Annotated in this window: 18 protein-coding genes and 15 tRNA genes; 5 read left to right on the forward strand and 28 right to left on the reverse strand. The window is 30.0% G+C overall.

Going from position 1 to position 22484, the window contains the following annotated elements; all coding sequences use genetic code 11:
- Positions 1-7: 7 nt before the first annotated feature.
- From CLRAG_RS17990 to CLRAG_RS18005, 4 genes are all read right to left on the reverse strand, one after another.
- Positions 8-220: a helix-turn-helix domain-containing protein gene (locus CLRAG_RS17990; protein ID WP_023162391.1), complete on the reverse strand. Its 213-nt coding sequence runs from the start codon at positions 218-220 to the stop codon at positions 8-10.
- 35 nt (positions 221-255) lie between these two features.
- Positions 256-447 carry a helix-turn-helix transcriptional regulator gene (locus CLRAG_RS17995; RefSeq protein WP_065079672.1) on the reverse strand — a complete coding sequence of 64 codons (192 nt, stop codon included), beginning with the start codon at positions 445-447 and terminating at the stop codon, positions 256-258.
- Between the two features lie 166 nt (positions 448-613).
- Complete coding sequence (locus CLRAG_RS18000; protein ID WP_063600895.1) at positions 614-829, reverse strand: hypothetical protein; 216 nt, start codon at positions 827-829, stop codon at positions 614-616.
- 29 nt (positions 830-858) lie between these two features.
- The gene (locus CLRAG_RS18005) at positions 859-1056 is read right to left on the reverse strand and encodes a helix-turn-helix transcriptional regulator (RefSeq protein WP_242866906.1); all 198 of its coding nucleotides are present in this window, start codon (positions 1054-1056) and stop codon (positions 859-861) included.
- Between the two features lie 150 nt (positions 1057-1206).
- Here CLRAG_RS18005 and CLRAG_RS18010 point away from each other — a divergent pair, with 150 nt between their 5' ends.
- Both CLRAG_RS18010 and CLRAG_RS18015 read left to right on the forward strand, forming a co-directional pair.
- Positions 1207-2007, forward strand: coding sequence for a helix-turn-helix domain-containing protein (locus CLRAG_RS18010; RefSeq protein ID WP_065079673.1), 801 nt, complete (start codon positions 1207-1209; stop codon positions 2005-2007).
- 26 nt (positions 2008-2033) lie between these two features.
- Complete coding sequence (locus CLRAG_RS18015) at positions 2034-3221, forward strand: tyrosine-type recombinase/integrase (RefSeq protein WP_065079674.1); 1188 nt, start codon at positions 2034-2036, stop codon at positions 3219-3221.
- Between the two features lie 469 nt (positions 3222-3690).
- Here CLRAG_RS18015 and CLRAG_RS18020 read toward each other — a convergent pair whose 3' ends face one another.
- The 3 genes from CLRAG_RS18020 to CLRAG_RS18030 form a co-directional block, all read right to left on the reverse strand.
- Positions 3691-4854, reverse strand: coding sequence for a hypothetical protein (locus tag CLRAG_RS18020; protein ID WP_065079675.1), 1164 nt, complete (start codon positions 4852-4854; stop codon positions 3691-3693).
- Between the two features lie 16 nt (positions 4855-4870).
- Positions 4871-6454, reverse strand: coding sequence for a helicase-associated domain-containing protein (locus tag CLRAG_RS18025; RefSeq protein WP_065079676.1), 1584 nt, complete (start codon positions 6452-6454; stop codon positions 4871-4873).
- A 212-nt stretch (positions 6455-6666) separates the two neighbouring features.
- A complete protein-coding gene (locus CLRAG_RS18030; RefSeq protein ID WP_065079677.1) occupies positions 6667-11166 on the reverse strand; it encodes an AAA domain-containing protein in 4500 nt (1499 codons plus the stop codon).
- Between the two features lie 434 nt (positions 11167-11600).
- On the opposite strand from CLRAG_RS18030, the gene CLRAG_RS18035 reads away from it, so the two are divergent.
- On the forward strand, positions 11601-12191 hold the full coding sequence (locus CLRAG_RS18035; RefSeq protein ID WP_065079678.1) for a site-specific integrase: 591 nt from the start codon (positions 11601-11603) through the stop codon (positions 12189-12191).
- A 160-nt stretch (positions 12192-12351) separates the two neighbouring features.
- On the opposite strand, the gene CLRAG_RS18040 is transcribed toward CLRAG_RS18035, so the two are convergent.
- The gene (locus CLRAG_RS18040) at positions 12352-13590 is read right to left on the reverse strand and encodes an FRG domain-containing protein (protein WP_065079679.1); all 1239 of its coding nucleotides are present in this window, start codon (positions 13588-13590) and stop codon (positions 12352-12354) included.
- 679 nt (positions 13591-14269) lie between these two features.
- On the opposite strand from CLRAG_RS18040, the gene CLRAG_RS18045 reads away from it, so the two are divergent.
- Positions 14270-14437 (forward strand): hypothetical protein, encoded by a 168-nt coding sequence (locus tag CLRAG_RS18045; RefSeq protein WP_154105027.1) that lies wholly within the window; start codon positions 14270-14272, stop codon positions 14435-14437.
- A gap of 157 nt (positions 14438-14594) precedes the next feature.
- On the opposite strand, the gene CLRAG_RS18050 is transcribed toward CLRAG_RS18045, so the two are convergent.
- The 19 genes from CLRAG_RS18050 to CLRAG_RS18140 form a co-directional block, all read right to left on the reverse strand.
- Positions 14595-14671 (reverse strand) — tRNA-Arg (locus tag CLRAG_RS18050).
- A gap of 28 nt (positions 14672-14699) precedes the next feature.
- A tRNA-Gly gene (locus tag CLRAG_RS18055) sits at positions 14700-14773 on the reverse strand.
- A gap of 19 nt (positions 14774-14792) precedes the next feature.
- A tRNA-Pro gene (locus CLRAG_RS18060) sits at positions 14793-14868 on the reverse strand.
- Positions 14869-14885: 17 nt separating this feature from the next.
- Positions 14886-14961 (reverse strand) — tRNA-Lys (locus CLRAG_RS18065).
- Between the two features lie 6 nt (positions 14962-14967).
- Positions 14968-15044: transfer RNA gene (locus CLRAG_RS18070), tRNA-Arg, on the reverse strand.
- A 5-nt stretch (positions 15045-15049) separates the two neighbouring features.
- Positions 15050-15123, reverse strand: a tRNA-Gly gene (locus CLRAG_RS18075).
- A gap of 8 nt (positions 15124-15131) precedes the next feature.
- A tRNA-Gly gene (locus CLRAG_RS18080) sits at positions 15132-15206 on the reverse strand.
- A gap of 30 nt (positions 15207-15236) precedes the next feature.
- A tRNA-Leu gene (locus CLRAG_RS18085) sits at positions 15237-15321 on the reverse strand.
- Between the two features lie 30 nt (positions 15322-15351).
- Positions 15352-15427: transfer RNA gene (locus CLRAG_RS18090), tRNA-Lys, on the reverse strand.
- A 4-nt stretch (positions 15428-15431) separates the two neighbouring features.
- Positions 15432-15506 (reverse strand) — tRNA-Gln (locus CLRAG_RS18095).
- Positions 15507-15510: 4 nt separating this feature from the next.
- Positions 15511-15586 (reverse strand) — tRNA-His (locus CLRAG_RS18100).
- A gap of 7 nt (positions 15587-15593) precedes the next feature.
- A tRNA-Lys gene (locus tag CLRAG_RS18105) sits at positions 15594-15669 on the reverse strand.
- A 3-nt stretch (positions 15670-15672) separates the two neighbouring features.
- Positions 15673-15749 (reverse strand) — tRNA-Arg (locus tag CLRAG_RS18110).
- 5 nt (positions 15750-15754) lie between these two features.
- Positions 15755-15828 (reverse strand) — tRNA-Gly (locus CLRAG_RS18115).
- A gap of 79 nt (positions 15829-15907) precedes the next feature.
- Positions 15908-15983: transfer RNA gene (locus tag CLRAG_RS18120), tRNA-Pro, on the reverse strand.
- 119 nt (positions 15984-16102) lie between these two features.
- Positions 16103-16573, reverse strand: a complete 471-nt coding sequence (locus tag CLRAG_RS18125; protein ID WP_063600891.1) for a metallophosphoesterase — start codon at positions 16571-16573, stop codon at positions 16103-16105.
- A 3-nt stretch (positions 16574-16576) separates the two neighbouring features.
- Positions 16577-17185, reverse strand: a complete 609-nt coding sequence (locus CLRAG_RS18130; RefSeq protein WP_065079680.1) for an XTP/dITP diphosphatase — start codon at positions 17183-17185, stop codon at positions 16577-16579.
- Entirely contained in the window at positions 17185-17931 is a 747-nt protein-coding gene (rph, locus tag CLRAG_RS18135; RefSeq protein WP_065079681.1) for a ribonuclease PH, read from the reverse strand. Before rph ends, CLRAG_RS18130 begins: the two co-directional genes overlap by 1 nt.
- Before the next feature lie 44 nt (positions 17932-17975).
- Positions 17976-18965, reverse strand: coding sequence for an AIR synthase family protein (locus tag CLRAG_RS18140; RefSeq protein WP_065079682.1), 990 nt, complete (start codon positions 18963-18965; stop codon positions 17976-17978).
- A gap of 85 nt (positions 18966-19050) precedes the next feature.
- Here CLRAG_RS18140 and CLRAG_RS18145 point away from each other — a divergent pair, with 85 nt between their 5' ends.
- Positions 19051-20463: a hypothetical protein gene (locus CLRAG_RS18145; protein WP_242872179.1), complete on the forward strand. Its 1413-nt coding sequence runs from the start codon at positions 19051-19053 to the stop codon at positions 20461-20463.
- A 362-nt stretch (positions 20464-20825) separates the two neighbouring features.
- Here CLRAG_RS18145 and CLRAG_RS18150 read toward each other — a convergent pair whose 3' ends face one another.
- Positions 20826-22442: a peptide ABC transporter substrate-binding protein gene (locus tag CLRAG_RS18150; RefSeq protein WP_065079683.1), complete on the reverse strand. Its 1617-nt coding sequence runs from the start codon at positions 22440-22442 to the stop codon at positions 20826-20828.
- Positions 22443-22484: the final 42 nt, after the last annotated feature.

Consider the following 22484-nt stretch of genomic DNA (forward strand, 5'->3'; position numbering starts at 1 on the left):
ACCCATTCTACCCATTAAATTTATATTTGGCTGTATTATTTTCAAGCCAGTTAATCAATTCCTCTTTAATTATTCTTGTCCTCCTGGATTTAAGCATAATTATAGTAAAGTTTTCCCTGTAAATAATTTCGTTAGCAGTACTTCTTTCTATCCTAAGTACCTGTGCCATTTCTTTTACAGTTATAAGCGGTGGAAGTTCATTGAGCCTTTCTTTAATCATATAGATCCCCCCATATTATAAGATAAAAGTAACTATCACAAAAAAATGTCCTCTATCGTAGTATTAAAAAATCTAGCAAGTTTTCCGGCCTCTCCAATAGTGAAATTCCTGCTTCCTATTTCTTTACGGCTGTATGCAGATATACTCATGTGAAGCATATATGCAATCTCTTTCTCAGTTATATTATTTTTAATTCTAAGAGACTTAAGTTTATAATTTACCCCCATACTTACCACCTAAAAATTATTAAATGCCATTTCATGTAATTATATTTGGTGACATAATATAGCATTATTCCTTTTAATTTAATTGTAAGATATTTCTGTATTGTTTTCAATATTCTGACTAAAAGCATTCTATCCGTCACCTATAAACTATAAAGAAACATCCGTATCAGAATCTCTCACCTAAATGTCCTAGAAACCATTCATCAACTTTATTTCTTATGATAAGTGCTTTTCTTCCGCAGAAAACCACAGGAAAACCCTTGCAATGTATTAACTCATATGCTTTATTATGGCCCACACAGTATTCCTCCATAAATTGTGATACTGTCATCACTTTTTTCTTATCATGTCTCATCCTGTCGGCTGTTTTATATTCTTCCATTTAAATCCCTCCAGGCTTAATTAATTTTATTAAAAAAATAGTTCTTTCACGTCTTCACCCAAAAGTTCTGCTATTTTCTTCATCAAGTCCCTCCTGGGTTCAACTTCACCCTTCTCTATTCTTCCTAAATATTGAGGCGTTATACCAAGTTGTTTTGAAAGTATCCCCTGCTTTATGCCCTTTTCAACTCTCTTAGCTTTCAATTTATACAACATATAATCATCCATTCCCCCTCACAATGATAATATTTTTTATTATTTTATTGATTTTATAATTTAATTCTATCATTATTTTAATGATTGTCAATAATTTTATGAACTACATATTTATAAATTTAATGATTTTATGATATACTATGTCCATAGGGGGAGTACAAAATGGAATTTAAAGATAGGCTTAAACAGCTTCGCGAATCTAAAGGTCTGACTCAAAAGGAACTTGCAGATGAACTCAATAAACTCAATACAGATTTAAATAATAATTCTAAAATATATACGCAAACTATATCTTACTGGGAAAACGGTAGAGATCCATCAATTGGAATGCTTATAAAAATAGCACAGTATTTTGACGTTCCAACGGATTACCTGCTTGGTAAAACTGACTCTGTAAGTATAGATGAAATTAACTTTGAGTATTTTTCTAAATATCTTTCAAAGCAAAATATTCAAAAGCTCATAAAAAATTATCCTAACAATATGAAAAAGGCAGTGTATTTTTTGCTCTCAAATTATACTTCTGATATTTTCACAAATTTTGATAATGAGAAAAAGCAGTATGAAATAAACTTAGATTTTCTATATCTCATAACTAAAGCTGTAGATATACTGAAAAGTTTTTATGATGAAATAGAGAATAAAGTTTTATACTACAACACTGAAAGTTCCCTTGATGATGTTAAATATATGGATTCTATCTCCAGGGATAAACTTAAAGATATAAACAGGCTTAAATTTATTACAAAAGTTGGGCTTGATTCAATAATAGATAAACTTGAAAACCTCGTTTTATTCTGTGATGAACAGTCCAAAATAAAGCTTAAAAATGAGATTTTAGAATATACTAATGGAAATGAGTTTAATAAAAATTATTTTTCAAAGCACTTAAAAAAAGCTTTTACAGATCTGGTTGATGATGCACTAAATTCATCAAAATACACAGTCAAACAGCAGCCATAATTACATATGGAAGGAAGGTGTAATATATGCCCTCTAAAAAAGCAAATGGTGAAGGCTCCGTACAAAAATATTATAAAGATGGAGTTCTAAAGGGATGGAGAACTACAATTACTATAGGACACGATGATACCGGAAAGCTTGTACGAAAGCAGTTTTACGGAAAGACAAAACTGGAGACTATAAAAAAGAAAAATGAGTATATGAATAAATCCGCTGCAGGGCTTCTTCCCTGCGATGAGAAGATAACCCTACAAGAGTGGATTAAAATATGGCTTTATGAATACAGAATCAATGATTTAAGACCTTCTACTCTTGAAAGATACTGCGGAATATATAAAATTTATATATTAAATTCACCTATTGGATTGAAAAAACTTAAAGATTTAAAAACCGCAAATTTACAGGCTTATTACAATATACTTATACAGGAAAAGCATAAAACACCTAACGTAATTAAAAATTTGAATAAATTACTTAAAACTGGTTTAAATCAAGCTGTCAAAGAGCATTACATTATTATCAATCCATGTAACAGTGTTACTTTACCAAAGTTACCGCCTAAAAAAGAAATTCAAATATTTACTGTTGAGGAAGAAAAAAAGTTTATAAAATCTTTGTCCAGCCATAGAAACAGAGCTCTGTTTATGCTTGCACTTGGAACTGGATTAAGGCAGGGTGAAATATTAGCCTTAAGATGGTCAGATATAAATTTTGAAGAAAATGAGCTGAAAGTCCAGAGGACTTTTAAGAGAGTTCAATTAATAAATAGAGATAATTCCAAGAATAAAACAGAATTAATTGTCCAGGAACCGAAAACCAAAAATAGTAAAAGAACTATTCCTATACCATCTACCATAGCTGCAGAACTAAAAAGGCACAAGATAAGGCAGGCAGAAGAGAAGTTAAAAGCGGGAGATATATATGTAGATAATGATTTGGTATTTCCTAATGCTATTGGTGAACCTACTGATGCCAAGAATATAACCAGAAGTTACAAAAGGGCTTTAAAGCGTGCTGATATTTCATATAAAAATTTTCATGCTATGAGGCATACTTATGCTACAAGATTGTTTGAGGCAGATATTCCTCTGAAAACAGTTCAGGAACTTTTAGGTCACGCTGATATTTCGACGACTGCTAATGTTTATACTCACGTTCTTCCAAGACAAAAAATAAAAGCTGTAGATAGGTTAAATGATTTGTTCGCTCTATAAAAAATAGGACAATTTTGAACCGGGGGTGCGGACATTTTCTTGGACTAGCTAAGCTGTAAATCCAAGATTTTATAGTATTCAAAAATTTTTAGAATCTTATTATCATATATGATATAATAAAATTGTCTGACCCTAGAATCAATTTTGATGAAATACCAGGCGACAATGGGACACGTAAAAATACTTGGTATTCATGGAGTGATGTCTATGGTTAATAATATTATAACATTTATAGCTTTTGCTTATTTCTTAGTAGGTTTATTAGTTAATAGTACTATTCTTCCCCGATTACTTGGGGTTATTTGTAATATTTTTAAATTTAGAGAATTTTATTTAAAACAAATAAGTTCAATATAACTCCAGATTTTACACAATTAATTATTTAGTCAAATTAAGAAATATCTAAAATTCCAACTAATTTCTTCATCTTTAAGCATTTAATCTAGTCTTTTCATTTATTATTTTTATTTTAATTCTCACTAACCGTTTTTTTATTTACTTCTATCAATTGTTCACACACCAAATCCGGAATATTATTACATCTTGTTTTTAAATTCCGCAAAAACTTTTTATATGTATAATCACCTATTTGTGAACTTTTAACAGAGCTAACAGATATATCAAAAACTAAAAAATAATCATCATTACTAATTTCATTTTTTAATTTTCCAAACTGACTCATCATCAAAATAAATAATGGATCATCTTTATATGAGATAAATACTTCAGAATCTGGAGTAATAACAATTTCTTCGTTATTGTATTTATCAAAAGTATCTTTACTAAACATGTTCCATACTTCATTACTAAGCTGGATATATTCTTCATCTTCTTTACATTTTATTATTAATCCAATTTCAAGTGCAAAGGAAACTTCTTCTGTATATTCTTTCAACAGCCATTTGATTTTCTTAACATCAATCCATTCTTCTATATTAACTTGAATAGACATTAATCTATAAAATAATTCCTTAACTTTTAGTTTACTCTTGCTTTTAAAAAAATAACTATAAAATTCATTGATTATTCCTTTTTTTCCTTTAATCCAACTGTCATAATTATTTATATTTAAAGTTATATATTTATTTTCAACATAGGTTATTAAATTCTTTGAAAGCAAATAGCTAATAATTATTTTTTTATAATTGTAATTATATAGTTTTCCAGTATTTATAAGTACCTTTTCATTATAGTAAATTCTACTTACAAATAAAATTAACTTTAGAAAAGGGGTATGTTTATTATATATAACTGGATTTTTAAGATTTACTACCAACTCTTTTCTGTATCTATTAATCAATAGTTTTCTTAAGTCCTCTGGTATATGTTGTCCATCAAATATTAATCCACATTTTGCAAGTTGATCTATATTATTTTGATTTTTAACATTTATCCCAAATGTAATTTTCTTAATATTTTCTAACACTTCATAATCGAATTCTACCTTTGCCTTATTATCTAACAATTTATATAAATAATTAGCGTTTAATAATCTATCATTTACTATTAGCTTAATCATATATGATTTTGAAAACTTTTCTTTCATATCATAATTATCTATAACTTCTAAATTATTGCCAATAATCTCTATAGCTCTTATATCTAATTGGGATAAATATTCATGAAGTTTCACTATATATCACCATCCTTTACAAATTTAGAATACTATATCTATACCCATGTTTTATCATTTCTTTCATTACTTCTCTATATTTACTCTCTTCTACTGTATCTTTAGTAACAAGAGCATAATAGTATCCAACTTTTGCACTAAACAACTTATTACTACTTTTTATCTTTCCTATTCTTATATACTCATCTCTAATGGATACTCCTCTAAAAGAAATTGCTACTAATGTATCTATATCCTCTACATTTAAATTTTCAATTATCTCGGTAACTACTATTTTATTTATGAGTTTATTATTAAAATCTTTTATTACTTCTTCTCGTTTCTCTATATCTGTGTCACCATCAATAGCTTTTATATTTTTTAATTCATCTGAAAACTTATTTGCTACATCTTTAAAAGAAGAAACAAATACAACATTCTTATATTTATCAATTATTTTTCTTGCTGCATTAATCTTATTTAAGTTTTTTGCTGCGGCATGAATTTTTTTATCTTGATCATTAATTTCCCAATAGTGCGGTAATACTTTAACAAATTTACATTCAACTGGTATTTGTCCATATACCTTCTCCATTTCACTGATAGTAATGTTAAAAAGCTTTGGTCCAATTACCTTATAAATTCTCATTTCATTGCTAGATCTATCTAATAATGAATCCATTGCTATTTTATATTTTGATGAAATAAATGCTGTATATTTATGTGTAGGTGTTGCCAATGTTCTTGCATCGTCATATATTATTAATCCCCACTTTCTCTGAAACTGTGCATTATTCAATTTTCTTACAGCTTTATCATATGTAAATATACTCATAAAAAGGTTCTTTTCTACCTGATAAGAAATATTATCCTGTGAGAGGTTTGTCCATTCACTAATTTGTTGAACCCAATTTTTATAGCTATGCTCATCCTTAACTAAAATTAAAGTTTTTACTTTTAGCTTTTCAATAACTTTTAATCCTATAATCGTTTTTCCAGCACCAGGTGGCATTGTTATTACCCCTCTTACAGATGAAAAGTTGTTATTTTTATCAAATATTCTATTCAAAGCATTTTCCTGATATTTATATAATTCTACATTAACTCTATAATCTAAGTTCATCCATTTATAATCACCATTAATTTCTTCAATAAAAATATTTAACCTTATTATTTCTTCCTTTAACTCTCTTAGATTTTCTATATTAAACAAAAGAATTTTATTGCTAACTTTATTTACTAATAATTTAGTTAACGTTTCAGACTTTACTAATCTATTCATTATTTCTATATTATTTATTTCTACTGTTAAGTTATCGCCCACATATAATCTTATAGTCCAAAATTCTTTTACGATTTTCTCTATATATCTTATAACCTTCTCAGGTACAATATTTTTACTAACGCCTTGTATTTTATCAATTATGTCACTTGATCTGAATCCTATAGCTGCTGCAGACCACAAAGAATATTCATCTAATTGATAGGTATGCATCCCTTCTGGAGCTTTAATTAATGTAGCAAACAAATTAATTACTGCCTCTGCCTCATAGCTTTTATCATACTTTTCTAAAACATATATTTTATTATCCTCATTAACAATTAAATTTCTATTTTTCACTACTTATCCCCTAAAACTTTATTCAAAATATATTATGAAAAAATTTTTTATATTATAACTCTTACCATATAATACAAGTACATATATTACCAGTTTAAACCTTTCCAGCATTCACATCTCTACCACTTGTTTCAGAAACGAAAATAAGCACCAGTAATCAAACTAGCGCTTGCTCTCTATATTCATATAATAATCTATTTTAAGTAGTTAGCCTAAACCTCTTCTTTCTCCCATTGAGTCCTTATTACTTCTGCCATAGATTTAACTCTATCAACTAACGAACTATGACCTAAATTTTTACTTGTCGCTTCAGAACTAGTTGGATATATTCCATTGTTATTGAGCTTATCACAAACACCTTTCATAGTTTGTATTTTATCTCTATAAAATTTACTGCCTCTAATTCTAATAAATCTCCATCCCAATCGTTCAAGTATAGATTGTCTAATCATATCCTCTTCAAATTTTTCTTCTCCATGCCACTTTTCACCATCACACTCTATAGCAATTTTTTTATCATTATAAATTGCAACCATATCAATTCTAAATGAACCTACATGCCATTGTGGCACTATCTTATACCCTCCGTCTATTAGATATCTCATTACTTCCTTTTCAAATTCAGATTCTGCCTCTTTTGAAAGTGTATCATATTCAATATCCTTTGAATGAGGATTCTTCAAGTAATCTATTAATTCTTTTCTAATGTCACCTGGCTTTAGATCATTTTCAGAATCAATTGAGTGTACTAACCATATTTGATCTCTTGCACGACTTACTGCTACATTATATCTCTTTTTGTATAAATCATCATTACCATATCCATTCCTTCTAAGCGGTCCCTCTCCTTCATTAGTATCAACCATAGATAGAAAGATGATATCCCTTTCATCACCTTGAAAATTGGCAGAATTACCACATAGTACTTCTCTTTTTCTGTATTCTAGTGGATTCATTTTCTTTTGTAATAATCTATCTACTAAAACAGCTTGCTTATCTCCTCTTAGTGTAATAACTCCAATGGTTTTGTCTTTATATTCTTCATTTTCTGAGCAAGCCAATATTAATGATACTATAGTTTTAGCTTCCTTTTCATTTATTTTATTATGACTTGTTGCTCCTTCAACTCTATATGTTACTGTAGCTGGTTTTGTTGTTACTTCACTGTCATCTCTTAGTGGTTTTATTTGGCGATTGTATGACAATATATTTGAATATTGAATTATTTCTGGCACACACCTAAAATGCTCTTTTAATCGTATTGGTTGATATCCAGATGCTTGAGCTAGATCATATATAGAAAATTTTCCACAATATAATTTATCATTTGGAATATCATATAGATACTCTCTAATTAACCTATCTATATCCTCAGTTTTTTCTCCAATAGATAATGGACTTACCTGCTCGTTATCACCAACTATTATTACCTTTTTGCCTAAATAAAGTGCAACTAAAGCCATAACATCTGCTTGACTTGCTTCATCTATTATTACTACATCAAACTTATTTTCACTTGGATTAAAATTCTCAACTACCTTACTTAAAGGCATTATCCAAACTGGAACTGCACTTTGGCAATTTGGCATTAATTTTCTAGCCTCTGCTTTATAAATTGCAGCTCTCTTCCCTTTTCCACTTCCGATTTTTCTAATTAACTGTCTCCACCCTTCAATATATTGCACTTGCCTTTTATTATTTTGAAATTCTTCAAGTTTAGCTTGCCATGCTTTTTTAAAGGCTAACTCTGCTGTGTTTTGCTTTATATTATCTTCAAGTTCAATCATATCATTTTGAATGGCTTCAATTGATTGACTATTTCTCTCTTTTAATTCCTCGTTAAACTGAACAAATAGCCAAGCTTCTTTTACTCCTTTAGGTGGCTTACTTTCCCTATGAATTGAATCTCTATTTTCTATTTCTTTAGCCCATGCAGGGGCAATCTTACTAAGCTTATTTAGTAAATATCTTCTTCGTTCTATATACTTTGATAACCCATTCAGCTTCACTAGAGCCTCATAATACTTTTTATACATTTCCAGATCTTCATTTATTAAAGCTTCTTGTAATCCAGCAATAATTTTACTATCCTGCTTTGTTGAATATTGATTTACTAATTTTACGATTGATTCTTTCATCTTAAGGTACTTGAAATATTCCAATCTATATATCTCTGAATTAAGTATATCTATGAGCTTTACTCCTAACTTGCTTTTTATATTCCTTAACCTACTATATTTATCATTAGACAAATCTATTCTGTGATCAATTTGATTTAAATTAAAATCCATAGACTTTAACTTTGATATTATTGGGTTCCAATAATTTTCATACCATGAAAGATTTTCTTTAATTAAAGTACAATACTTTTTACAAACAACTTCAAAATCTTTGCCCATTTTATTAATATTATCAGCACCCAAACAAGCAATTTGTCTATTCCACCTATTTGCAAGTTGTTTTCTTGCTTTAATTAAATCATAATATTTTAATAAGGCTTTATATTCATTATCATGTTTTGGAATACTGCCATTAATTCTACATGAGTTAATTGTTGTTTTCATGTCCGAATTAAACATTAAATTTAATTTAGTTATCTTTCCTCCAGCATCTAATTTATTCACTATTAACTCTAGCTGCTTTCGTACATCAATTTTATCGTCAACAGGCTCAAATTCTGGATTATACTCTAAAATCTCTTCTGAGATCTCTAATTTCATTTTATAAACGTCATTGACCTCATTAATTAAATTGACCCAACTTTGTTTAATAGTTTCCTCCTTTGAAGCTTCAATAGTAGCGAGTGTCCATTCACTATCTAGATTGATATGTTCTAAAGCCGTATTTAAATCAATTATCATAGATTTTAAATCTTCAATTGTATAATTAATATCTCTACTATTCCAACAATCCTCATATTTTTTTAATTTTTCCTCTGAAAATTTACTTTTATTATATATTAAATTTTGAAAATCTATTGGGCTTTTTAACTCTTCTAGTTTCGGGAGCTCATAATCATATTCTTGCTCTTCCTCCTTTGAAACTATTTTATTCGTTTCATATAATTCTACTATTTCTTCTTCTGTTAGTGAAAGTCCAGCTCCTAGCTTAACTGGCGTTGGAATCCAATTATGTGTATCTTTATATTCATTAATAAATTTAGCTGCATCTAAAGGTTTATATTCCTCTCCACTTATAACTATTGGTCTGTATTCATTCAGTCTTGCATTTTTTAGCTTTGATTTTAAATCATCTAATTTAGTTAGATATTCTTTCCTTGTCTTTTGTAATAATTCTACCTCTTTTGCCAAAGTTATTGGATTCAACCTAGATCTATTTTCATTTATCCCATCCAATGTTTTTTCCATCTCTTGCCTGCCTTCAGTTGTTGACAATAAACTCAAACAAAGTGATTGTAGATTATGGGCTACTTTACCCTTTAATACCGAAAGAGCCTTTTCACTATAACTTGTTACTAATATACTTTTGCCTTGTGATAATAAATGCCCAATCATATTTGCTATAGTGTGGGTTTTTCCAGTCCCTGGAGGGCCTTGCACTAATACTGCACTGTTACTTTCAAAGTATTTTGCAACAGCTAGTTGCTCTGAATTTGCTGGCTTAGTTAATAGTATATCTTCATCTATCCCATTTGGATTTAGATTTAACATAGCATTTGAATTTTCATCAGTTAAGGAATTTTCTTCAATGCACCCTACTACTTCCTCTAAAAATGAAGGCATATTTTCTACATTTTTTATATCTTCAATTATTGAGTCTATAGCAATACCAAAGCCTAAATTTCTTTTTCTTAAAAATAATACTGGTCTTCTATAAATCTGAGGATTTTCCCAATCATCATTAACTTCTGATTTTGATGCAAAAAACTTTCCTTTTGCTGACAACGCATTAGCAATTCTATTTAAGAATGAACTTGTATTTTTTAATTCGATTGGTGAATAATTATTTTCTTCAAAATCATTGTATATTCCTTTTAATAATTCATTATTTATATCTTCTATATTATAAAAGAGGCTTCTATAAATTTCTGTTCCCTTATCTGATGGAATTAATTTAAATTCCGGGACGTTTGCATCAAATTCCAATTTTACATACTGCAAAAGTATAGGGTGATTAATAAAAACATCTTTTTTATATAGCAACAATCCATCACCTAAAATTAATTCCAATGATTCTGAATTCTTTTTTATGTTTGAGTACAATTCATATAGTATATTAAATAGATCATCTACAGCTCTTGCTGGTATCTCTTGTTTAAGCCATTGTTCTCTTTGTCTTTCCCATTGATTGAATATATCAATCCTACGTTTATCATCTTGAAATTTCTTAATTATATATTTATTTTCATTATCTTCATTTTGATTGCTAAATTCATTTACTAATTTTATTTCTTTTCTTATTTTTACTTGGCCATTAATATTCTCCCAGCCTTTTTCTACCCAATCCTTAATTTCTACTGGTAGTTTAGGGCATTCTTTTAAAACAGGTCTTTTTACTTTTAGTATTTCTTCCACTTCATCATCCTGTAATGAATAAATATTATTTACTATAGTTTCATGCTGCGGTAAATCATCTAACCATTTATACCATTCTTCACCTAAGATATCTGTAATTATTGGGTTTTTAATATTATTGTACTGTTTTAAAAATTGAAATAATCTCAATATCCTTTCTTTTGAATCTTTATTCATTCTAATTTCATCACCTTATTTAAAACATTATTGCTATTATCAATATTCTTATAACTTCATACGTAATACTAACCACTTTGAAGCAACTTAACACATGAAAGTTATGTTAATTCTTAATACTTATTTATTTCCTTACATAACTAAAAACTTCTACGTCAATCATTTTTATTATTCATGATATATCTTGTACTTCTAATAAAGGTATTACCTATTATTAAGTAATACTTTTATTATACTATAAAGTTTTTCATATTTTCCTTACTTTCCCTAAAAAGTTTCTTTTATTTATAATTCTAATTTAAATTAAAACTTTACCATTTATCCACAATTTCCTGTTCTCAGTATATGCACTATTTTTATTTCTAAAATGGCCTCTAAAATTCACACTTTTTAATTAAAACCACATTTCTTAAGCTATATTATTATCAAAGATATTGCTTGCCTGTTTTATTATAATTTCAATTGTATTTTCAAGATCTAAAGAAATTCAAATATTTACTGTTGAGGAAGAAAAGAAGTTTATAAAATCTTTATCCAGCCATAGAAACAGAGCTCTGTTTATGCTTGCACTTGGAACTGGATTAAGGCAGGGTGAAATATTAGCCTTAAGATGGTCAGATATAAATTTTGAAGAAAACGAGCTGAAAGTACAGAGGACTTTTAAGAGAGTGCAATTAATAAATAGAGATAATTCCAAAAATAAAACAGAATTAATTGTCCAGGAACCAAAGACCAAAAATAGTAAAAGAACTATTCCTATACCATCTGCCATAGCTACAGAACTAAAAAGGCACAAGATAAGACAGGCAGAAGAGAAGTTAAAAGCGGGAGATATATATGTAGATAATGATTTGATATTTCCAAATGCTATTGGTGAACCTACTGATGCCAAAAATATAACGAGAAGTTACAAAAGGGGTTTAAAGCGTGATGATATTTCAACAACTGCTAATGTTTATACTCATGTTCTTCTAAGACAAAAAATAAAAGCTGTAGATAGGTTAAACGATTTGTTCGCTCTATAATTTAGGGCAAACAAATCACTTAAGATATATTATTAGAACACACTTTTCTCAACTAATATATTTTTTATATTATTAAAATAATAATCATTAAGTTCAAATTTTATTCTGATTTACTTGTTTTTAAATATACTATTTTTACACATACGTAAATAATAAAAAGCTAAAGTAATTCATTCTCTATAAGTTTAGTTTTTCTATAATTATATAATATATCTTTTGCTAGTGAATCTAATCCTGGAAATAATTTAGTATTATTATATCCCATATTTTTTAATTGTCTTCTCATATTTTCAATTTTTGAAGACGGTATTATTAATTTCTGCAATATTGCTTTATCATCGCATATTTTTTCGAATGGTCTTACTCGTTCAATTGGCAGCCTAGGGAATAATAAAAATGTTCCTTTTTGTGACACTATTCTGCTATTATTCAAAGTTCCAATACAAGCCAGAGGTTCTGAGATTCTAGATGGTTTATCTCCCACTCCATATAAAAGCGTCTGCTGATCATCTAGTGTAACTAAATTTACAATACTGGCATCTTGGTTTATGCTTTCCTTATTATAATTATATGGGTCAAATATCCATACTACAGCATTATTACTACAATTATATTCATCATCTGGCATATCTGTCCTTAGTGCAAAGCTTAAAGCTATAAGTGGATCTATTGTAAAATCTAGTAATCGTGTTTGTAATCCATAATGTTGCATTAATATTAACCATTCCCAGTCACTTTGGGGAATATTCTTTAAAAAAGGAAACGATTGTGCCTTAAAGAAAGATAAATAATCTTTCTCCGTTTTATAATCAAGTAAATACTTTTTTGTTTGTTTATCTTTTCTATAAATGCTTGGAATCAATTCATATTTAATATTAGATTGCCCTCTATACCAAACTATTCTGTTACAATTATCATCCTGTAGCGAATTAATTCTTTTAACATACATATCAAGTGTAGATATATAATCAATATTCTCAATTTCTTTAATATCTATTAAATCTCCAATATTAACTGATGCATCATTTTCTAAAGTTACTGCTATCTCCTCATTCGCTCTATCTTTAGTTGAAGTAGTCCCTGAGTAATTTTCATAGAATGGATTCAAAAATGTATTTTGTCCAACAAAGACGTAACCTTTTCTGTCTAAATCCTTAGCATTGCCAGTCTTATACACCTTTTTAGCATAACTATTATAATAATCATAATTATCTTTTAAATACCAACCACTTGAACATATTAACTTCTCTACTTTTTTTTCTTTCATTAATTCTACTAATAATTCAACACTATGACCATTTAAATATTTATTTTGACTTTTAGGATTTATGATTTTTCTATTAAAAATTATATTCTTATTATCTTTTAAAAATTTTCTTATATCTTGAATTTTTTCCATTAGTCTACTCCTTATATTAACCGTTTTTATTAATCAATCTAAATAATACTTCTCTACGATTTTTTATATTTCCTCTTAATTTTGCAAAAAATAAAGTATAATCCTACAAACCCTTTATTATCTTGAAATTATATACAATTTCTTAGATATTTATAGCTATTGTACTAAAGAATAACCTACATTTGTTTTATTTTGTTTGATTATGCTTATACAATAAAATATTTTGATGAAACTTTTTATTTCCAAAATTTTTCTATTTAATTCATTAAATTCACGTTATATTATATAAATAAGTAATTCATATAAAAATCATTATTGGATGTTATCAATGTAACTTCTCTTTATTTAATTGTAAAACTTCTTGCCAAATAGGACAAGCATTTACAAAAGTTAAAAATAACACTAAAGTAGTATTTAACTACCTTAATCTTTAGTTGATATTATTCAACTTGAATTAAAATTTAAGTTTACATAGCTTGTACCTAAATTTGAGTATAAGCTACAATCTTATATCTAGTTGATATATTCTACTTCAATAGACTTTAAATTTTTAACTATTAAAAATATAATATAATGTTCATAAGAAAATAAAATATTTTTATTTAGTCACTCCCTAAGATTTATCTCTTGCAAAAGAATTAATTACGGTAATGTAAATATAGATCGCATGGCAACTTGAGTGATAACTATCATTTCACTAGCATTTGTATGTATTACATCACTTGGCTTAACAGCTATGGTGATTATAGGAACATATCTTAAAGATAGGCTAAAAATTAAAAATAAATCTTCAGTTGGTAAATCAACTGAGAATAAAATATCTATAACTGCTGAAGATAAGAATTGAAAAAAATAAAAGCTGTAGATAGGTTAAATGATTTGTTCGCTCTATAAATTCATAGGGCGTCTTTTTATTTGTGTTTATATATTTTTATGGTGGTTGTGTTACGATTGTGTTATTTGGCAATAAAAAAGGCCTCACGATATCGTGAAAGCATTGATACTGGTGCACCCAGGGAGATTCGAACTCCCGGCCTCTGGATTCGAAGTCCATCACTCTATCCAGCTGAGCTATGGGTGCTCATACTATTTAATTATAAATATGAAAATGGAGCGGGTGAAGAGAATCGAACTCTCATAACTAGCTTGGAAGGCTAGCACTCTACCATTGAGTTACACCCGCATATCTTTATTAAATTAAATGGTCGGGGTGACAGGGATTGAACCTGCGACCTCATGGTCCCAAACCACGCGCGCTCCCATCTGCGCCACACCCCGTTATTAAATTGAACTTATGGTGCGTCATCGGGGGCTCGAACCCCGGACAACCTGATTAAGAGTCAGATGCTCTACCAACTGAGCTAATAACGCTAATCATGGTGCGTCTTAAGGGATTCGAACCCCCGGCACACGGCTTAGAAGGCCGTTGCTCTATCCAACTGAGCTAAAGACGCATATTTGGAGCGGGTGAAGAGAATCGAACTCTCATAACTAGCTTGGAAGGCTAGCACTCTACCATTGAGTTACACCCGCAATTTATTTGGAGCGGAAGACGAGATTCGAACTCGCGACGTTCACCTTGGCAAGGTGACGCTCTACCACTGAGCCACTCCCGCATATATAAAAGTTGTACTTATTATTACAAATGGTGCAGGTGAAGGGAGTCGAACCCCCACGCCGTAAAGCGCTAGATCCTAAGTCTAGTGCGTCTGCCAATTCCGCCACACCTGCATAGACTAATGTAATAATTTAAAATTAAAATGGTGGCTCACCGGGGAATCGAACCCCGGACAACATGATTAAAAGTCATGTGCTCTACCAACTGAGCTAGTGAACCATTTTGGCTGGGATGGCAGGATTTGAACCTACGAATGATGGAGTCAAAGTCCATTGCCTTACCACTTGGCTACATCCCAACATTGGGGTGAACGATGGGGTTCGAACCCACGACAACCAGAACCACAATCTGGCGCTCTACCAGCTGAACTACGTCCACCACATCTTGGTGCGCCATCGGGGACTCGAACCCCGGGCAACCTGATTAAGAGTCAGATGCTCTACCAACTGAGCTAATGGCGCTTATGGTGCGTCTTAAGGGATTCGAACCCCCGGCACACGGCTTAGAAGGCCGTTGCTCTATCCAACTGAGCTAAAGACGCACGCTTGGAGCGGGTGAAGAGAATCGAACTCTCATAACTAGCTTGGAAGGCTAGCACTCTACCATTGAGTTACACCCGCATAATCTTTCATGTCAAATAAAAAGAATTTCACTACTTTATCTCTTCCTTACATTTAACTAAGCTTTATCTTAATTAAATGGTCGGGGTGACAGGGATTGAACCTGCGACCTCATGGTCCCAAACCACGCGCGCTCCCATCTGCGCCACACCCCGTTATTAAGAAATCATCTTGTTTATCTTGAAATCTTTTTTGTAACTCCTGACAACATCAATTATTTTACACGATATATTCTAATTCGTCAATACCCTATTTTACTTTTTTTTATTTTTATTTATAATTCTATGATATCTGGCCTTATAATTTTATCATTTATGCTTATGATAGCAGCACTTTTCAGCCCATTTCTAGGCAAAGACGGACTTCCTGGATTAACAAAGTATATACCATCCTCATAGGCTATCTCAGATACATGAGTATGCCCAAATAGAACTATATCTGCCTCTTCCTCTAAAGCCCTATATCTTAACCTAGATAAATCGTATTTAACGTCATACCTATGCCCATGTGTTATTAAAAATTTTTTACCTTCTATGATTTCTATCCTTTCAGGAGGGACATCTACAGTAAAGTCACAATTTCCCCTTACGTTTATAATGTTACCATGATAAAATTTCTCTATCTCTTTTACATCTTCTACATTATCTCCAAGATGAATAATCAAATCCATATGATTTAATACCTGCATAACTTTTTTTACCATTTGCTTGTATCTATGTGTATCACTTATTACTCCTATTTGCAAATTCTAAACCTCCTCCATAATGTCCCTCATTTGTTCCTCCAATTTTTTAAGTGCATTAGCTCTATGGCTTATAGAGTTTTTTATTTCATAGGGCATCTCTCCAAAGGTTTTATGATATTCAGGCACGTAAAACAGCGGATCATAGCCAAATTTATTATTTCCTCTCTCTTCATCACATATTATACCCTTTACTTCGCCTTCAACTTTAAATGTCCTTTTTGAATCCACTATAAGTACCAGTGCACATACAAACTTAGCTTCTCTATCTTGTGGTTTCATACCTTCTAAAAGATTTAACAGCTTTTCATTATTTTTTTTGTCATTTCCATGTTCACCTGCAAACCTTGCAGAGTGAACTCCTGGTGCCCCATTTAGTCCTTTAACCATTAATCCTGAATCATCTGCAAGAACCATACACTTATCCTGCAGCATATTGTATATAGTACTGGCCTTTTTATAGGCATTTTCTGAAAATGTTTCTCCATCCTCTAAAATATCCACATTTAAATTCATATCTTTCATAGACAAAACTTCTATAGGATATTTGGAGAGTATTTGCTTAATTTCTCTTATCTTATTACAATTATTGCTTGCCACTACTAGTTTCTTCATTATTTTCCTCCTGTACCTATCCATAGAGAATCCATTTTTAAACTCTCTTTTTGTGCGCGAATCATATTATTTATTCCTTTTTCACCTAAACGTAAAAATTCTTGCAAATCATCTCTAGTAAATGGGCTTTGTTCTCCCGTACCCTGTATTTCAACAAACTCTCCTGAATCCGTCATTACTATGTTCATATCCACTTGAGCTCTTGAATCTTCTAAATAGCATAAATCAAGCATTCTCACATTATTTACTATTCCCACACTTATAGCACTGACAAAATCTCTTATAGGATAAACTGTAAAAGGGGTACGTTTATGAAGTTTATTTACAGCATCTACTAGTGCTACAAAAGCTCCTGATATAGAAGCAGTTCTAGTTCCTCCATCTGCTTGGATTACATCACAGTCAATCCATATAGTTTTTTCTCCCATAGCTTTCAAGTCAACTACAGATCTAAGTGCTCTTCCTATTATTCTTTGTATTTCCATTGTCCTTCCATCAATTTTTCCTTTGGTTATATCTCTAATTTTTCTAACTTGAGTAGCCCTAGGCAGCATATTATATTCACATGTAATCCATCCTTCTCCTTTTCCTTTTAGGAAAGGAGGTACTCTATCTTCTATAGAAGCAGTACATATTACCTTTGTATCTCCTGTTTCTATAAGTACTGATCCTTCTGCATATTTTGTATAATCTCTTGTTATTTTTATAGGTCTAATTTGATCATATTTTCTACCATCAATTCTCATACTTTACCTCCAAAATCAAAACTATATTACTAATTATACATCAATTATTTCAACTTTTCCTCTAGTACAAATAACTCATCTCTTTTAGGCGGTACAACCTCTTTTTCAAATTCATCACAAACCAATATTCCCTTTTCCCTGGTAATTTTACCTATGATACATGCATTAATATTTTGGCTTTTTAAAAGTTTAATGAGTTTACTTCCATCTTTTGTAGTAATGAGCATACTCCCTGAAGATATAAACCTCAAAGGGTCAACTGCGTACTTATTACATATCTTTTCTGTTATTTTAGTAATTGGCATCTCATTTTTATATACTTTAAATCCTACTTTACTTGCCTTGGCAACTTCCCAAAGTGCTCCTAGTACTCCACCTTCAGTTATGTCGTGCATAGAATTTACTCCTGATTTTGCTGATAAAATCCCCTCTTTTACCACACTTATATATTTTATATAATCTTTTGCCTCTTTTATTTCCTCAGTGGTAAGTATATTCTTTAATTTATCCTCGTAGTCATTTACTACAATACTAGTTCCTTCCAGACACAAATGTTTTGTTACCAGTATATCGTCCCCTTCTTTTGCACCCGAAGTAGCTACAGCTTCTCCACTTTTTCCTTTTCCTATTACAGTACAGGATATTACCATTTTATTTACAGCTCTTGTTATTTCCGTATGCCCGCCTAAAATTTCCACATTTAGCTTTTCCGTTTCCTCACTGATTTCTTCCATAATTCTTCTTATGTCTTCTAAAGAACTACTTTCTGGAGCTAAAATCGTAACTAAAATTCCAACAGGCTCGACTCCACAAGATGCTATATCATTACAATTTATATGAACTGCAAGCTTTCCACTGTTCACACTAGCCCCTGTAATAGGATCTGTAGACATTACACACTCCATATCACCAAAATTAACTACACTGCAGTCCTCTCCTATACCGCTTCTTATTCTCACATCTTCTCGTACTACTTTCCTATTTTCATCTATTATAGTTTTTAAATCTTCCCAATTTAATTTTCCAGCTTTCATAAAAATTCCTTCTTTCTAAAAATAAACAAGCACTATTTTACATCTCACCTCATATTATATATATAAGGATTAATTTATGGTAGGTGTGAATATTTTGAAATATATAGGACCTTTTTTGAGAATTAATAAGGTAAACCCGGCTAACATCAAAAATCAACTATTTTATTTATCAAAAGAATCTTTAAAGGAAATTGTACTGCACTCAGAATGCGGAGTTTCCACTCCAGTTAAAGAACTTGATATAAAAAACATACCCAACTTTGATATTAACACATTTAAAGGTGTTTCTCCACTTATATGTATTTATAGGAAAGCAAACCCTATTCTCATAAATATGGACAATAAGTTATGTTGGAACCAAGATAAATTTAAAAAAGAAATAAACATAGATAGCAATACACTTATGACTCTATGTTTACTAGAACTTTCTGATTACTATAACCTATTTAACAACATAGATAAAAGAAATTATAATTTAGGGAAATTGTACGAATCCCTTTGTAAAAGTCAATTAAAATTTTATGCCCTGCACTTTAGAAATAATGAAGGTGTATTTACAGATAAAAAACTGGAAGACGGTTCCCTTATGGATGACTTAAAATTTGCAGATAAAAATAAAAAGTTTAAATTTTCATCTCAGGCACTTTTGATGGCTGCCTACTACAAATGCAGCACTTTACTTGAAGGAGAAGAAAGGGAGGACTTTAGGAATTTTTCTTTTGACATTCTAAATATGCTTATAAAATTAAAAGAAGACTTGTATGATTTATCTTTTGAAGAACTTACAAGATTATGCTTTGGTCTTAATATATTCTACAGCTATTCCAAAGACTTGACCTGTAAAGATCTAATACTCGACATATCAGAGCTCATATTTGAAAAATTTTATTCTGACAACACCTTAGCTGAACCTTTAAGAGAAACAGATGTAGAAAATGATTCATTGAATTATATAAATTATATGCTTATATATAAGTACACAAATATTATAAAATCTAAGGACAATGCTGACTTTATATTTAAAAGACTTTTAAAGTTGTACGATGCAGAGAAAGGATTATTTATTAAAAATACTTCCAAAAAAAACATTGAATTTACATGTTTAGAAATCATCCTATATCTTACAGTCTTTCTCATAGATGTAGATATATATGAGGATAAAGACAAAAACAGTTTAATAGTACTGGACATATTTAAGCGTCAGCTTATAGACTCAGGTATAATTTTAAGTTGGCCTGATGCCCCTGATCTAAGTAGTGCAGAAAGGTACGAAAACTTTTCTCTTAAATCTGAAGATTTAAGAGAAGAACAAAATTTTAAAACAGATTCAATTCCATCACCTGAATCATGTGAAATAGCACCTGTTTTTACCAAATACGTAACTTACAGCAGAAAAAAGGAAAGTTTTAAATCTGTAAAAACTTCCTTTGACGCCTATAAAAATATGTCTATATTTTTTCTTGTAATACATCTTTTAAGTCCTAAAATAGCACACTAGTATTACAACTAAAAGTTTTTAAAAATATTTTTTAATATTTGGGACATAATAATATAACTACAGTACAAGCACTTCATAATTTAACTTTAAAACTAAGTCTGCTTCTATAAGGTAGGTGATACCTAATGATGAATATTAATTGCTCGGAAAGTTGCATACATGAAAAAAACGGGAAATGTACCCTAGATCAAATTAATGCTATTACAAGCCTTTCATCTTTAGAAACAAACTGTATATACTTTACTCCAAAAGGACAATTAAAAAGCACTTCAAATCAATTTACAAATTTCAATTCTATTTAACGAAAAGGTCTCATATTTATGAGACCTTTTCAAGCCTTGTAAAAAGTACTATATGCTCTATCAATGAACATCTAAATAAGCTTTATCTAACTTTATATTTCCCAATTTATTAGTATAAATACCCTGTACATAGTTTTTTTCACTTATAATTACATCATTGAAATATAGAGGAATAATTGGTATGTCTTCCATCAACATATTTTCCATTTCCTTAAGTATTTCTATTCTTTTAGTTCCATCCTTTTCAAATGATGCATTCATAAATTTATTGTCAAATTGCACATTTCTATATCCATATAAATTATATTGGGATGTAGACCTCCACATATCCAAAAATGACAGAGGATAATCATAGTATCCCTCGTATTTTATCTCTGCCATATCATAGTCACCTTTTTTTAACTTCTCATTGAATTTAAAAGACTCATATCCTTCACACTTCACATCTATTCCAACAGCTTTTTTTATACTTTCAGCTATGGTTTCACATGTCTTTTTGTTCTCAACTGTGTCCAAATATATGAGTTTTAATGAAGTTTCTCCATAACTAGAACTTACACTTTTCATCATATCAGAAGCTTTTTTTATATCTTCATTACCTTGAAAAAATACCTTATTTATATATTTGCCATTCAGTCCATTTCCTGTATACTGAGGTATATAAGAATATGCCTCCAAAGCAGTGCTATTTAATATATTTTTAACTATATTATTTCTATTAATAGAAGCAGCTACTGCCTTCCTAAAACTATTGTCATTTACAATACCATTCCTTTTTAAATTAAAAGCTATGCCTTCCCCTTGAAGTAAAGGTGAGACTTTATATTTTGCCTTACCTTCTATAGTTTTTAATTCTCCTAAAGGCGGATCTGTGAACACATTTATTGTAGAACTTTGAAATGCAGCAAGTGCACTTTCTCTAGTTTTTAAGGAACTCAATGTTATACTATTACTTTTCACCTGTGCCTTGTTCCAGTAATGAGCATTCTTCTTTAATGTAATCTCCCCGCTGTCAGATATATTGTTTATACAAAAACTCCCTGAATACATTATTGATCTATAGTCTTTTTTCCAATCTATGAGTTTAGAATCAATATTTCTAAGTGCATATATAGGCTGAGAGAGTATATTCAAAAAATAATTACAAGGATAATTTAATCTTATACTTAGCGTTTTATTATTTAAAGCAGTAACAGCCACATTCTTAAAATCACACTTGCCTTTTCTATAATCTTCTACTCCAAATATACAATTTAGCTGATCTGAAAATATGTTATTTGTGTTTTTATTTAAAATATCACAAAAAAAGTTCACAAAGTCATCTGCAGTAATATCAGAACCATCACTCCATTTTCCATCTTTTCTTATTTTAAAAGTATAATTAGTTCCATCTTGACTTACACCCCAACTTTCGGCAAGCGCAGGAACTATTTTGCCATTTTCATCACAATTGACAAGTCCTTCAAATGTGTTTGCAAGTATATCCTTTTCCCTCAAATTATTGGAATCAAGCATTATAAGATCTTCAGGTAACTTACCCAAATTATATGTCACATCATTCTTATAATTACTGCTTTCAGTTTGCTCAACTTTCTTTTGCAAAGATCCTCCAATTAAAGTTATAGAAATCATGGAAATTATGAGCATACCTAATATTATATAAATAAATTTCTTCATATATATCTCCTCATTCCCACTTCATGGGATACTATTTAAATT

The organism is Clostridium ragsdalei P11 (assembly GCF_001675165.1).
GTDB lineage: Bacteria > Bacillota > Clostridia > Clostridiales > Clostridiaceae > Clostridium_B > Clostridium_B ragsdalei.